The 12,472-nt window shown below is 60.9% G+C and carries 15 protein-coding genes; 9 read left to right on the forward strand and 6 right to left on the reverse strand.

Annotation, left to right across the window (positions count from 1 at the left end; all coding sequences use genetic code 11):
• Window position 1: 1 nt before the first annotated feature.
• Together FHW75_RS15785 and dcd are read right to left on the reverse strand one after the other, a co-directional pair.
• The gene (locus tag FHW75_RS15785) at window positions 2-229 is read right to left on the reverse strand and encodes a hypothetical protein (protein WP_016713758.1); all 228 of its coding nucleotides are present in this window, start codon (window positions 227-229) and stop codon (window positions 2-4) included.
• 94 nt (window positions 230-323) lie between these two features.
• A complete protein-coding gene (gene dcd / locus FHW75_RS15790) occupies window positions 324-890 on the reverse strand; it encodes a dCTP deaminase (protein ID WP_003258001.1) in 567 nt (188 codons plus the stop codon).
• A gap of 328 nt (window positions 891-1,218) precedes the next feature.
• Between dcd and FHW75_RS15795 the strand changes: the two genes are divergently transcribed.
• Window positions 1,219-1,428, forward strand: a complete 210-nt coding sequence (locus tag FHW75_RS15795; protein WP_003254922.1) for a cold-shock protein — start codon at window positions 1,219-1,221, stop codon at window positions 1,426-1,428.
• A gap of 121 nt (window positions 1,429-1,549) precedes the next feature.
• On the opposite strand, the gene apbC is transcribed toward FHW75_RS15795, so the two are convergent.
• On the reverse strand, window positions 1,550-2,644 hold the full coding sequence (apbC, locus tag FHW75_RS15800; protein ID WP_016713757.1) for an iron-sulfur cluster carrier protein ApbC: 1,095 nt from the start codon (window positions 2,642-2,644) through the stop codon (window positions 1,550-1,552).
• Between the two features lie 159 nt (window positions 2,645-2,803).
• Here apbC and metG point away from each other — a divergent pair, with 159 nt between their 5' ends.
• The 7 genes from metG (at window position 2,804) to FHW75_RS15835 (ending at window position 8,492) form a co-directional block, all read left to right on the forward strand.
• Window positions 2,804-4,843 carry a methionine--tRNA ligase gene (gene metG, locus FHW75_RS15805; protein WP_019096564.1) on the forward strand — a complete coding sequence of 680 codons (2,040 nt, stop codon included), beginning with the start codon at window positions 2,804-2,806 and terminating at the stop codon, window positions 4,841-4,843.
• An 89-nt stretch (window positions 4,844-4,932) separates the two neighbouring features.
• Window positions 4,933-5,481, forward strand: a complete 549-nt coding sequence (locus tag FHW75_RS15810) for an Rnf-Nqr domain containing protein (protein WP_019096563.1) — start codon at window positions 4,933-4,935, stop codon at window positions 5,479-5,481.
• Window positions 5,478-6,452, forward strand: coding sequence for an RnfABCDGE type electron transport complex subunit D (locus tag FHW75_RS15815; protein WP_019096562.1), 975 nt, complete (start codon window positions 5,478-5,480; stop codon window positions 6,450-6,452). Before FHW75_RS15810 ends, FHW75_RS15815 begins: the two co-directional genes overlap by 4 nt.
• Window positions 6,449-7,051: an RnfABCDGE type electron transport complex subunit G gene (locus tag FHW75_RS15820; RefSeq protein WP_183674069.1), complete on the forward strand. Its 603-nt coding sequence runs from the start codon at window positions 6,449-6,451 to the stop codon at window positions 7,049-7,051. Before FHW75_RS15815 ends, FHW75_RS15820 begins: the two co-directional genes overlap by 4 nt.
• Window positions 7,044-7,568, forward strand: coding sequence for an Rnf-Nqr domain containing protein (locus FHW75_RS15825; RefSeq protein WP_019096561.1), 525 nt, complete (start codon window positions 7,044-7,046; stop codon window positions 7,566-7,568). Before FHW75_RS15820 ends, FHW75_RS15825 begins: the two co-directional genes overlap by 8 nt.
• Before the next feature lie 4 nt (window positions 7,569-7,572).
• Window positions 7,573-8,211 carry an endonuclease III gene (gene nth, locus FHW75_RS15830; protein WP_009684568.1) on the forward strand — a complete coding sequence of 213 codons (639 nt, stop codon included), beginning with the start codon at window positions 7,573-7,575 and terminating at the stop codon, window positions 8,209-8,211.
• Between the two features lie 104 nt (window positions 8,212-8,315).
• Window positions 8,316-8,492, forward strand: a complete 177-nt coding sequence (locus FHW75_RS15835; RefSeq protein ID WP_019096560.1) for a PA3496 family putative envelope integrity protein — start codon at window positions 8,316-8,318, stop codon at window positions 8,490-8,492.
• Between the two features lie 56 nt (window positions 8,493-8,548).
• Here the strand turns inward: FHW75_RS15835 and FHW75_RS15840 are convergent, their stop codons facing one another.
• Window positions 8,549-9,172 carry a response regulator transcription factor gene (locus FHW75_RS15840; RefSeq protein ID WP_019096559.1) on the reverse strand — a complete coding sequence of 208 codons (624 nt, stop codon included), beginning with the start codon at window positions 9,170-9,172 and terminating at the stop codon, window positions 8,549-8,551.
• A 369-nt stretch (window positions 9,173-9,541) separates the two neighbouring features.
• On the opposite strand from FHW75_RS15840, the gene FHW75_RS15845 reads away from it, so the two are divergent.
• Window positions 9,542-10,009, forward strand: a complete 468-nt coding sequence (locus tag FHW75_RS15845; protein WP_025754568.1) for a hypothetical protein — start codon at window positions 9,542-9,544, stop codon at window positions 10,007-10,009.
• Window positions 10,010-10,080: 71 nt separating this feature from the next.
• On the opposite strand, the gene FHW75_RS15850 is transcribed toward FHW75_RS15845, so the two are convergent.
• Both FHW75_RS15850 and FHW75_RS15855 read right to left on the reverse strand, forming a co-directional pair.
• On the reverse strand, window positions 10,081-11,298 hold the full coding sequence (locus FHW75_RS15850) for an argininosuccinate synthase (RefSeq protein WP_016713748.1): 1,218 nt from the start codon (window positions 11,296-11,298) through the stop codon (window positions 10,081-10,083).
• A gap of 208 nt (window positions 11,299-11,506) precedes the next feature.
• On the reverse strand, window positions 11,507-12,445 hold the full coding sequence (locus FHW75_RS15855; RefSeq protein WP_025754570.1) for an OmpA family protein: 939 nt from the start codon (window positions 12,443-12,445) through the stop codon (window positions 11,507-11,509).
• Between the last annotated feature and the right edge of the window lie 27 nt (window positions 12,446-12,472).

Raw genomic sequence — 12,472 nt, forward strand, 5'->3', positions numbered from 1 at the left:
TTCAGGCGACAGGTGCTGGCGGCGGCTCATCCGGTAAGGTCGGCTCGCCCGGCTCCATGGGTGGCCTCTCGCCAGGCTCTGGTGGCTGCGGGGTATCGGGGTCAGGCTGATGAGGCACGCCCCCCGCCTGCATGGGCAGCGGATGCGCCAGCAATGACCAGGGCAACAACCCCACGTGGTTGGGCTGCAGGCCTGCCAGCTTGGCACTGATTGCGGGATGGAGTTTCATTGGCTGCTCCTGACGAAAGCCGATGCGCATCATGCGCACCGGCATTACATCGTTGGAGTGCCAAAGGCGCGGGTAATTCCCCGCGCTTGTCGGCTCAGGTGCGCGGCAGGGTGACGCCGCGCTGGCCCTGGTATTTGCCGCCACGGTCCTTGTAGGACACTTCGCACTCTTCGTCAGACTGCAAGAACAGCATCTGCGCCACGCCTTCGTTGGCGTAGATCTTCGCCGGCAGCGTGGTGGTGTTGGAGAACTCCAGCGTCACGTGGCCTTCCCACTCGGGTTCCAGCGGGGTGACGTTGACGATGATACCGCAACGAGCGTAGGTGCTCTTGCCCAGGCAGATGGTCAGCACGTCACGCGGAATGCGGAAGTATTCGACGGTGCGCGCCAAGGCGAAAGAGTTTGGCGGGATGATGCACACGTCGCTCTTGATGTCGACGAAGCTGCCGGCATCGAAGTTTTTCGGGTCGACGGTAGCCGAGTTGATGTTGGTGAACACCTTGAATTCGTCAGCGCAGCGTACGTCGTAGCCATAGCTGGAGACGCCAAAGGAGATCACCCGGCTGTCTTGTTCGCCGCGCACCTGGCGCTCGACGAACGGTTCGATCATGCCGTGTTCCTGCGCCATGCGGCGAATCCACTTGTCCGATTTGATGCTCATGGCGGGGGTGTCCTGAAGAGTTGCGTGGTGAAAATCGTGACGCGCATCTTACCGGTCCCGGCGCCCAGGTTAAAGTTCTATGCCTCATCCCGCGCCGGGCGGGGGCTGGAGCCGCCGTCGATCCGAATTTGCGTAAAGCGCCTTCTGACCATTGGCAGGTTGCGGAAAGTGGGGTAAGGTGGCGCCACTGTGCTGCACGTGACACCGAGAATCTCTAGTTTGATGCACGATCCTGATCGGCCCATCGCTGAATTTTCTGCTCTCTTTGCGCTCAGTCCCGGGCAGGGTTTTTCCTGACCGTTATCAAATTGTCCAAGGAGACAGAAAAATGTCCAACCGTCAATCCGGTGTTGTTAAGTGGTTCAACGATGAGAAAGGCTACGGCTTCATCACCCCTCAGTCGGGCGACGACCTGTTCGTGCACTTCAAAGCCATCCAAGCTGACGGCTTCAAAACCCTGAAAGAAGGCCAGGCTGTTACTTTCGTCGCTACCCGCGGCCAGAAAGGCATGCAGGCTGAAGAAGTTCAGATCGCCTAAGTCGATCTAGCTTCCTGGCTTTCAAAAAAACCCGCCTTCTGGCGGGTTTTTTTATGCCTCCCTGAAAGACCGAGTCGCCTGTTCGCGGGCAATCCCGCGAAGCAGGTGACTTGGTCTGCGGTCAGTCTTCGCTGATGGTAATGCTCGGCATCGCCGGCGCCGCCGCCTCTTGCAGCACAATCCGCGCGCCTACCTGGCGGGCCAGTTCCTGATAGACCATGGCAATCTGGCTTTCCGGCTCGGCTATCGCCGTCGGCTTGCCGCTGTCGGCCTGCTCGCGGATCAACATCGACAATGGCAACGACGCCAGCAGGTCAACGCCATACTGGCTGGCCAGCTTCTCACCACCGCCTTCGCCGAACAGATGCTCGGCATGGCCGCAATTCGAACAGATATGCACGGCCATGTTCTCGACCACACCCAGCACCGGGATATTGACCTTGCGGAACATCTCCACACCCTTCTTGGCATCCAGCAACGCCAGGTCCTGCGGCGTGGTGACGATCACCGAGCCCGCCACCGGCACTTTCTGCGCCAAGGTCAGCTGAATGTCGCCAGTACCCGGCGGCATGTCGATCACCAGGTAGTCCAGGTCATCCCAGGCGGTCTGGGTGACCAGTTGCAGCAGCGCACCGGAAACCATCGGGCCGCGCCAGACCATCGGTGTGTTGTCGTCGGTGAGGAAGGCCATCGACATGACCTCCACGCCATGGGCCTTGATCGGCACGAACCACTTCTGCTCGCGAATCTGCGGGCGGGTGCCTTCGGCAATACCGAACATCACGCCTTGGCTAGGGCCGTAGATATCGGCATCGAGAATACCCACCCGTGCGCCTTCGCGGGCGAGCGCCAGCGCCAGGTTGGCCGCAGTGGTCGACTTGCCCACACCGCCCTTGCCCGAGGCCACGGCAATGATGTTCTTGACGTTGGCCATGGCCGGCACCTGGGCCTGGGCCTTGTGAGCGGCGACCACGCAGTCGATCGATACCTGGGCGCTGCTGACGCCCTCAAGGTTGCCGATGGCCGTCTGCAACACCTGGGCCCAACCGTTCTTGAACAAACCGGCGGCATAGCCCAGCTGCAATTGCACGCTGACCTGCCCGCCCTGGATGTCGATGGCGCGCACGCAACCGGCGCTGACCGGATCCTGGTTCAGGTAGGGGTCGGTGTACTGGCGAAGCACGCCTTCGACGGCGGCACGGGTGACGGCACTCATGGAGACTCCCATTGGCAAACTGAATGTAAAACAGGCGCCTATCCTAACCCGTCAATCGTCAGTAGATGCGCATGCGGGGTGAAATATCTTCGCCAGCCCTTTATAGTGGCCGATCACCCTTAATTTTTACCCCGTCGCCAGATAAGTAGCCGAGCCACCATGTCCGAGCCACGTCAGATTCTCGTCACCAGCGCCCTGCCCTATGCCAATGGTTCCATCCATCTAGGCCATATGCTCGAGTACATCCAGACAGACATGTGGGTCCGCTTCCAGAAAATGCGTGGCAACCAGTGCATCTATGTCTGCGCCGACGACGCCCACGGCTCGGCCATCATGCTGCGCGCCGAAAAGGAAGGCATCACCCCGGAGCAACTGATCGCCAACGTCCAGGCCGAGCACAGCAGCGACTTCGCCGACTTCCTGGTGGATTTCGACAACTTCCACTCTACCCACAGCGAAGAGAACCGCGAGCTGTCGGGCCTGATCTACACGCGCCTGCGTGAAGCCGGGCACATCGCTACCCGTTCGGTAACCCAGTACTTCGACCCGGAAAAGGGCATGTTCCTGGCCGACCGCTTCATCAAGGGCACCTGCCCCAAGTGCGCGGCGGAAGACCAGTACGGCGACAACTGCGAAAAATGCGGTGCCACCTACGCGCCTACCGAGCTGAAGAACCCCAAGTCGGCGATCTCCGGCGCTACCCCGGTGCTGCGTGACTCCCAGCACTTCTTCTTCAAGCTGCCAGACTTCCAGGCCATGCTGCAGCAGTGGACCCGCAGCGGCACCCTGCAGGACGCGGTAGCCAACAAACTGGCCGAATGGCTGGATTCCGGCTTGCAGGAGTGGGATATCTCCCGCGATGCACCGTACTTCGGCTTCGAAATCCCGGGTGAACCGGGTAAATACTTCTACGTGTGGCTGGACGCGCCAATCGGCTACATGGCCAGCTTCAAGAACCTCTGCGCACGCCGCCCGGAACTGGACTTCGATGCGTTCTGGAACGAAGGCTCCAAGGCCGAGCTGTACCACTTCATCGGCAAGGACATCGTCAACTTCCACGCCCTGTTCTGGCCAGCCATGCTCGAAGGTGCCGGCTTCCGCAAGCCGACTGCCGTCAACGTGCATGGCTACCTGACCGTCAACGGCGCGAAGATGTCCAAATCACGCGGCACCTTCATCAAGGCCCGTACCTACCTCGATCACCTGCAGCCGGAATACCTGCGTTACTACTACGCAGCCAAGCTGGGGCGTGGCGTCGACGACCTGGACCTGAACCTGGAAGACTTCGTGCAGAAGGTCAACTCCGACCTGGTGGGCAAGGTCGTGAACATTGCCAGCCGCTGCGCCGGCTTCATCCACAAAGGCAACGAAGGCGTGATGGTAAGCGGTGATGCCGCGCCTGAGCTGACCGACGCCTTCCTGGCTGCCGCTCCGTCCATCGCTGAAGCCTATGAAGCCCGTGACTTTGGCCGCGCCATGCGTGAAATCATGGCACTGGCCGACCGCGCCAACGCCTGGATCGCCGACAAGGCACCGTGGTCGCTGGCCAAGCAGGAAGGCAAACAGGATGAAGTGCAGGCCATTTGTGCCCAGGGCATCAACCTGTTCCGCCAGCTGGTGATTTTCCTCAAGCCGGTACTGCCGGTGCTGGCAGCAGACGCCGAGGCTTTCCTCAACGTTGCCCCGCTGGCCTGGAACGACCACCTGTCGCGCCTGGAAAACCATAAACTGAACCCGTTCAAGGCCCTGATGAGCCGCATCGAACCGGCCAAGGTCGAAGCCATGGTCGCCGCCAGCAAGGAAGACCTGCTGGCCGCCGAAGCCAAGGCCCCGGCCGGCAACGGCGAACTGACCAAGGACCCGCTGTCGGCAGAAATCGAGTTCGACACCTTCGCTGCCGTCGACCTGCGCGTGGCGCTGATCGTCAAAGCCGAAGCCGTGCCGGGTGCCGACAAACTGCTGCAACTCACCCTGGACATCGGTGACGAGCGCCGCAACGTGTTCTCCGGTATCAAGTCGGCCTACCCCGACCCGTCCAAACTGGAAGGCCGCCTGACCATGATGGTCGCCAACCTCAAGCCCCGGAAGATGCGTTTTGGCGTATCCGAGGGCATGGTCATGGCTGCCGGCCCTGGTGGTGAAGAAATCTACCTGCTGAGCCCGGACAGCGGCGCCAAGCCAGGCCAGCGCATCAAGTAACACCCCCTGCCCCGGCCCTCGTGCCGGGGCAGTTTCTTCTGCGCCTTGATTACCGGACAATCACCCGCATTCCCGGCTATCGTCATCTCATGAGCGATTACCTTCTGGTCCTGATCGGCGCCGCGCTGATCAATCACCTGTGCCTGTCGCAGCAGCCAATCCCCCGGCTGAACCTGCATGTGCATGGCCTGGCCTGCGCCGTGTGCATTGCATTGGGCACGATCGGCGCGCAATTGCTGATGCGGGGGGTACTTGCCCCGCTGCACATCCCCGACCTTGCCCTGTTCCTGTTATTGCCCTGGCTGGCACTGCTCGCCTGGGGCTTGCCTTGGCTAATGACCAAGTGGCGCCCGGCCTGGCCCGTAGTCGGGTTGCCAGCGCTGCTGTCGAGCAATGCCACAGTGCTGGGGCTCGCCCTGCAGCAGGCAGGCGATGACAGCACCTGGCCCTCGACGCTGCTGCAAGGTTTACTGGCGGGCGGCGGCTTCTGGCTGGCTCTGGTATTGTTCGCCGATTTGCGCCAGCGCATTGCCCATGCCGATATCCCCGGCGCACTGCGCGGCCTGCCACTCGAGTTGATCGGCGCCGGGGTGATGGCCATGGCATTTTCCGGCTTTAACGGCATGTTCGGACAATGATCAGCCAGCCCGATCCGCGACTGCGCACCAGTATGGGCCTGGTCCTGCTGGCCTGTTTGCCTGGACTGCTGGCGTTGTTGTGGTTGCATGGCTGGGGCATGCTGCTGAACCTGTTGCTAAGTGCCACCGCCGCATTGCTGTGCGAAGCTGTGCTGCTGGCGTTGCGCGGCCAAACGCTGAGCACAGCGCTAGGCGACGGCAGCGCACTGGTAACCGCCGTGCTGCTGGCGGCCGCCCTGCCCACCCTGGCCCCGTGGTGGTTGCCGGTGGTCGCGGCAAGCGTTGCCATCGGTTTCGGTAAACAGGCTTTTGGCGGCGTCGGACGCAACCCGTTCAACCCGGCCATGGTCGGTTATGCCTTCGTGCTGCTGAGCTTCCCGTTGCAGATGAACCATTGGCCGGGGCAACCCCCAGGCCTGCTCGACAGTTTGCAGCAGGTATTCACCGGAGGCGAACAGATCGACGCCTGGGCCCGGCCAACGTTGCTCGACGGCCTGCGCCACAACCGCAGCCTGACCATCGAGGAGCTGTTTGCCAGCCATCCAGGCTTCGGCAACATCGGCGGGCGCGGCAGCGAATGGGTCAACCTGGCATTCCTGCTCGGCGGCCTGTTCCTATTGCAGCGCAACGTGATCAGCTGGCATGCACCACTGGGCCTGCTGACAGGGCTGTTCGTGTTCAGCCTGCTGGGCTGGAACGGCTCTGGGTCGGACTCCAACGGCTCGCCCTTGCTGCACCTGTTCTCCGGCTCGACCATGCTGGCGGCCTTTTTCATCGCCACCGAGCCGGTGTCGGGGCCCAGGAACGAACGGGCCAGGCTGTACTTCGGCCTGGGTGCCGGCCTACTCATCTACCTGATTCGCACCTGGGGCAGCTACCCGGATGGCACCGCGTTCGCCGTCCTGCTGATGAACCTCATGGCTCCAACGCTTGAACGCCTTACGGCACAGCCCCAACAGGCCGCCCGATGAAACGCCTGACGCATGATGTGAGCTTGCTGGTGCTGATTGGGGTATTGGCAGTGTCTGCCACGCTGGCATGGCGGCACTTGACCGGCCCAGCCATCACCGGTGCCGAGAAGCAACTGCAAAGCCGTCAACGGCTGGCCGTGCTGCCCGAGGGCAGGTATGACAACCAACCGTTGGACAGCCCGCTCGCGAAGCCCGAGGCGCAGCGGCCCAACAGCCGCATCCTCGCGGCTTACCGTGCCACGATGGCGGGCAAACCAAGCGCGATCGTGCTGGTCACTCAAACTCAAGGTTATGCCGGGCCAATCGTACTGAGCGTGGCCATCGCCACAGACGGCCGCCTGATCGGCAGCCAGGTCATGGAGCAACAGGAAAGCCCCGGTCTGGGCGCACGCCTGGGCGACCCGCAGTTGCACTGGCTGGGGCAATTCGACAACCGCCATCAGGGCGACCATTGGGCGCTGAAGCGAGACCAGGGTGACTTTGACCAACTGGCCGGCGCGACCGTGACCTCACGGGCGGTGATCACCGCGCTGCAAGAGGCGCTGAGCTATTTCGATGAGCAGCGCAGCGTACTGCTGGAGGGTGCAGCACATGAATAGGTTCTGCCTGCTGGCCGTAAGCCTGACGCCCCTGCTGGGCGCTACCCGAACACTGCATGAGGGCATCGCCATTGGCCTGTGCGCAGTAGTGATGGGCAGCCTGCATCAGCTTTTGCTGACGCCGCTGCGCCAGCGCCTGGCCAGCTGGGCCTATGTGCTAGCCAGCTTGCTGATGCTGGCAGCCTTGGCCAGTTGCCTGCAAATGGCCCTGCGCGCAGGGTCGCTGCCTTTGGCACTTGCCCTGGGCCATTATCCCGCCCTGCTTTGCCTGCAGTGCCTGGCCAGCGATCATCTGCTGCCCGATCAAGGCCGCTGGCGCATGCTCGCCAGGTATTTCAGTGCGGTATTTGCCCTCTGCCTGGTGCTCGGCGCCAGCCGCCAATGGCTGGCCAACGTTGCCGACCTGCACGTGGCCAGCCTGGCCCCGGGCGCCCTGCTACTGCTCGGACTGCTGCTGGCCTTGTACAATCGCTTGCGTCCGGGCCCTGCCCACCCACGTCGTCAAGGAAAGCTCTGAATTCATGAATGCCGCCAAACGCCTGGAGATTTTTCGCAGGCTGCACGAAGACAATCCAGACCCGAAGACAGAACTGGCCTACACCACCCCGTTCGAGCTGCTGGTCGCCGTGACACTGTCCGCGCAATCCACAGACGTCGGCGTCAACAAGGCCACTGCCCGCCTGTTCCCCGTCGCCAATACGCCCGAGGCCATCTATGCCTTGGGCGTTGAAGGCCTTAGCGAGTACATCAAGACCATCGGGCTATACAACAGCAAGGCCAAGAATGTCATAGAGGCCTGCCGGCTGCTGATCGAACGTCACGGCAGCCAGGTGCCACAAACCCGCGAAGCCTTGGAGGCGCTGCCCGGCGTGGGCCGCAAGACCGCCAACGTGGTGCTCAACACAGCGTTCCGCCAGCCGACCATGGCGGTGGACACCCACATTTTCCGGGTGAGCAACCGCACGGGTATTGCCCCTGGCAAAACGGTGCTGGAAGTGGAAAAGAAACTGGTCAAGTTCGTGCCAAAAGATTACCTGCTCGATGCCCACCACTGGCTGATCCTGCACGGGCGCTACGTGTGCCAGGCGCGCAAGCCAAGGTGCGGCAGTTGCAGGATCGAAGATTTGTGCGAGTACAAGCACAAAACCTCCGACGATTGAGGCGATAGCTGGAAACCCCTCACTACGATTGAAAAAATCTTTTTTACCGGCGCCTGCTTTCTGGTTATAAGGACGGCCAATGGCCCCTTGGCTTGGAGCGACTCATGAGTACCGATAAAGACGACCTGTCGATCGAAGATGATTTTGTTGCCGCAGACGATGACGCGGAGCCCCATGTGGAACCTGCAAAGACCAACCTGAGCAAACGCCGCACCATCGATAACATGCTGGAAGAACGGCGCCTGCAAAAGCAGTTGGCCGATTTCGACTACGACTTGTAAAGCCGGACCTGTAGCCTTGGCGAAGCCTCCTGACTGGAGGCTTCAAGGCTTGGCGGTCAGTTCAGTCCTTGCCGCTGCGCCAACTCGATCAGGTCGACCAGCGACCGTGCATTGAGCTTGAGCAGCAGCCGCGACTTGTAGGTACTGACCGTCTTGTTGCTGAGGTACATGCTGTCGGCAATCTCCTTGTTCGAACGCCCTCGCGCCAGTTGTTGCAGCACCGTCATTTCACGCGCGGAGAGGCGGTTGACCATGTCCACCTCGCTTCCCGCCCCCCTGCCACGTGACGCGTGCAAGGCCTGATTGGGAAAGTAGCTGTAACCCGACAACACCGCCTTGATGGCGCTCAACAACTCGGTAAGTTCCTGCTGCTTGCACACGTAACCCGCAGCGCCCGCCTGCATGCAACGCATCGAGAAGTTGCCAGGGGCCTGCGATGTCAGCACCAGCACCTTGCTAGCCGGGCTGAACGTCGTCATGCGGGCGATCACCTCCAGGCCATCCAGTTTCGGGATCCCGATATCCAGCACCACGATATCCGGCAGGTGTTGCCGAGTAAGCTGCAGCGCAGCCACCCCATTATCGGTCTCTGCCACGACGTCATACCCATGCCGCTCCATCAGCATGCGTACGGCCAGGCGTATGACCGGATGATCATCCACGATAAGCACTTTATTCATGCGATATCCATTCATTCATTGTTTTGCTTTGGCACGCCACGATAACCGACAGGACGCTTGCTGGCGCGGCGATTTACTGACGAAACTCATGGACAGACAAAACTTACAACACTTACAGAAATTTCCTACACTTCATGACCAAGGTTGTAACAAACGCGTTCCTTAGTACCAAAACAACGGTATCACCCGCCTGCAAAAACGCACCAGTTGAAAACTGAACATCTGCTGGCGAAACGTCCAACTCAAACGCGCTGAAAAAACTAAGCCGAGTGGCTTTATGTCGATTATTCCTCACCTGGAAAACAATCCAGTCTTTAGTTGAGTACCGCAGTAAGGTAATGATGGGCAAAACCGCTGGAGATGGCCCACATGACCCAAGCACAACCTGTTGCCCCGCTGACGATCATTGCCATCTTCGCGGGGATTATCGAAGCCTCCGCCCTTGCCACACTGCCTTTTCTCAGCGAGTCCAGCCAGAAGCTCTACACCTGGTTCCTGGTAGGCTTTCCGTTCTTTCTGACGGCACTTTTTTTTCTCACGCTCAACTTTAATTACAAGTCATTCTACAGCCCGCCACCGAACAAGATGGCACACGACAAAACGCCAGCTGTGAACAGTGTCATCAGTGATGCCCCTGAGGCGGCGCAAGGCGAGCCTGTCACGTTCATGTTTTCCGGCCCCGACGCCTATCGAATGATGGAACAACAACTCCTGCATGTACTTGCCCAACCGCCCGTGCCGCCCCGAATATGGCGCTTTTGCAACCTGGACAAACGTCAATGTGCGCAGCTGTCGATCAGTGCACTCGAGGCCGATATTTTGAGCCAACACAGTTGAATACCCTGACTTTCTGCACCCCCAAAAAAAACCCCGGCTTAAGCCGGGGTTTTCATTGCACAAGCGCGCAGTCAGAGCATCGAACGGCCCTTGTTGGCGGCAATGCGCATGCGCAGTGCGTTCAACTTGATGAAGCCTGCAGCATCGGCCTGGTTGTAGGCGCCGCCATCTTCCTCGAAGGTCGCGATGTTGGCATCGAACAGCGAATCGTCCGACTTGCGGCCAACCACGGTAACGTTGCCCTTGTACAGCTTCAGGCGCACGACACCGTTCACGTTGACCTGGGAAGCGTCGATCATCTGCTGCAGCATCAGACGCTCCGGGCTCCACCAGTAGCCGGTGTAGATCAGGCTGGCGTACTTCGGCATCAGCTCATCTTTCAGGTGAGCGACTTCGCGGTCCAGGGTGATCGACTCGATGGCACGGTGGGCCTTGAGCATGATGGTGCCGCCTGGGGTCTCGTAGCAGCCACGCGACTTCATGCCGACGTAACGGTTTTCCACGATGTCGAGGCGGCCGATGCCGTTGGCACCACCGATACGGTTCAGGTCGGCCAGGACGGTGGCCGGGGTTTTCTCGACGCCGTCAATGGCAACGATGTCGCCGTTGCGGTAGGTCAGCTCGATGTAGGTCGCCTGGTCCGGGGCGTTCTCAGGCGAGACGCTCCAGCGCCACATGTCTTCTTCGTGCTCGGTCCAGGTATCTTCCAGGACACCGCCTTCGTAGGAGATGTGCAGCAGGTTGGCGTCCATCGAGTACGGCGACTTCTTCTTGCCGTGGCGCTCGATCGGGATGCCGTGCTTTTCGGCGTAGTCCATCAGCTTCTCGCGGGACAGCAGGTCCCACTCACGCCACGGGGCGATGACCTTGACACCAGGCTTGAGGGCATAGGCACCCAGCTCGAAACGAACCTGGTCGTTGCCTTTGCCGGTGGCGCCGTGGGAAATGGCGTCAGCACCGGTTTCGTTGGCGATTTCGATCAGGCGCTTGGCGATCAGCGGACGGGCGATGGAAGTACCCAGCAGGTACTCGCCTTCGTAGACGGTGTTGGCGCGGAACATCGGGAACACGAAATCACGCACGAACTCTTCGCGCAGGTCGTCGATGTAGATCTCTTTAACGCCCATTGCCTGAGCCTTGGCACGGGCCGGCTCGACCTCTTCGCCCTGACCCAGGTCAGCGGTGAAGGTCACCACTTCGCAGTTGTAGGTATCCTGCAGCCACTTGAGAATCACCGAAGTATCAAGGCCGCCGGAATACGCCAGTACGACCTTTTTTACGTCCGCCATGCCATCACTCCACGGGGTTGTACGGAAAGGGATCGATTCTAACGGCCTTGCAGATAAAATTACAGTGGCGCGACAGCTTCTGACGACAAAGCGACAGGAACTGTCGGAAGGGCGACGGCGCTACTGAGCATGACACCGAACCCGCTCCCACAGAGGCCGCGCAAACTCTGGAGATCGAGCACACTCTTATGCCCAGGAAACGCGCGGTTTACTTGGCCGCTGACGCAGGGGCCGTTGGCTCAGGGGCTGTTTCGGCGGGTTTCTCAACCCGCTTCTCCACCGGCTTCTCAACCACCGCAACCCGACCCAGTTCGATATTCACTCGCCGGTTGCGCGCCCGGTTGGCAGGGCTATTGTTTTTCGCCACCGGGTACTGCTCACCATGGAAGCGCACGATGATCTGCTCTTCCTTCAAGCCATGGGCCTTGAAGTAATCAGCCACCGACAATGCCCGACGGCGCGACAGGTCGCGGTTGGTCAGGCGGTTGCCGCTATTGTCCGAATGGCCGTCGAGCTCGATGTGGTTAACCGTCGGGTCGGCTTTCATGTAGTCAAGGATCAGGTCCAGACGCGCCTTGGCGGCTTCATCCAGTTCAATGCCGCCCCCCGGGAAGCCCACCTGGGTCTGACGCACCTGGTCATAGTTCATCGCAAGCAGCTTGCCCGCGCAGGCCTGATAGTCGCTGTAAGCCTTGGCAAAGCTGACCGGCAACACCCGCACCTCCATCGGCCTGCCCGCCTCACCGGCATAGTTGCGCACCACCGTGCTGCGCCCGTCGAGCAGGCCATTGATCAGGCGGCTGGCCTGGCCTTGGGACGAGCTGAACAACACACCGGTGCGGGCCATGCGCACACTGCCCAGGTTGATGTCACCGCGCCCGGGTTGCCATGGGGCCGCCGCTGCCAGCAGGCTGGCGGTGCCTGCACCCAGTACGTTGCTGTCCGAGCGCAACTGGAACACCGGCTGCTCACCCGCCCGGCGCACGAACTCCCCGCTGCCGAAACCTTCGATCGGCTGGATCAGGCGGCACTCGAACTGGTCACCCTCGACCTTCCAGGCGATGTTCTCCATGCGCGTCTGGAAAGTCAGTGCACCGGCCGGCAGGCAGGCGAACAGGGTCAACAGGGCTAGGTAACGCTGGCGCACGGGCGGCTCCACAAATTCTGACGGCTT

Source organism: Pseudomonas sp. OG7, assembly GCF_014192825.1.
Classification (GTDB): Bacteria; Pseudomonadota; Gammaproteobacteria; order Pseudomonadales; family Pseudomonadaceae; genus Aquipseudomonas; species Aquipseudomonas monteilii.

Coding starts and splice junctions, on each gene's coding strand:
- FHW75_RS15785 (WP_016713758.1), bottom strand. CDS start 229: ATGAAACTCCATCCCGCAATCAGTGCCAAGCTGGCAGGCCTGCAGCCC.
- dcd (WP_003258001.1), bottom strand. CDS start 890: ATGAGCATCAAATCGGACAAGTGGATTCGCCGCATGGCGCAGGAACAC.
- FHW75_RS15795 (WP_003254922.1), top strand. CDS start 1,219: ATGTCCAACCGTCAATCCGGTGTTGTTAAGTGGTTCAACGATGAGAAA.
- apbC (WP_016713757.1), bottom strand. CDS start 2,644: ATGAGTGCCGTCACCCGTGCCGCCGTCGAAGGCGTGCTTCGCCAGTAC.
- metG (WP_019096564.1), top strand. CDS start 2,804: ATGTCCGAGCCACGTCAGATTCTCGTCACCAGCGCCCTGCCCTATGCC.
- FHW75_RS15810 (WP_019096563.1), top strand. CDS start 4,933: ATGAGCGATTACCTTCTGGTCCTGATCGGCGCCGCGCTGATCAATCAC.
- FHW75_RS15815 (WP_019096562.1), top strand. CDS start 5,478: ATGATCAGCCAGCCCGATCCGCGACTGCGCACCAGTATGGGCCTGGTC.
- FHW75_RS15820 (WP_183674069.1), top strand. CDS start 6,449: ATGAAACGCCTGACGCATGATGTGAGCTTGCTGGTGCTGATTGGGGTA.
- FHW75_RS15825 (WP_019096561.1), top strand. CDS start 7,044: ATGAATAGGTTCTGCCTGCTGGCCGTAAGCCTGACGCCCCTGCTGGGC.
- nth (WP_009684568.1), top strand. CDS start 7,573: ATGAATGCCGCCAAACGCCTGGAGATTTTTCGCAGGCTGCACGAAGAC.
- FHW75_RS15835 (WP_019096560.1), top strand. CDS start 8,316: ATGAGTACCGATAAAGACGACCTGTCGATCGAAGATGATTTTGTTGCC.
- FHW75_RS15840 (WP_019096559.1), bottom strand. CDS start 9,172: ATGAATAAAGTGCTTATCGTGGATGATCATCCGGTCATACGCCTGGCC.
- FHW75_RS15845 (WP_025754568.1), top strand. CDS start 9,542: ATGACCCAAGCACAACCTGTTGCCCCGCTGACGATCATTGCCATCTTC.
- FHW75_RS15850 (WP_016713748.1), bottom strand. CDS start 11,298: ATGGCGGACGTAAAAAAGGTCGTACTGGCGTATTCCGGCGGCCTTGAT.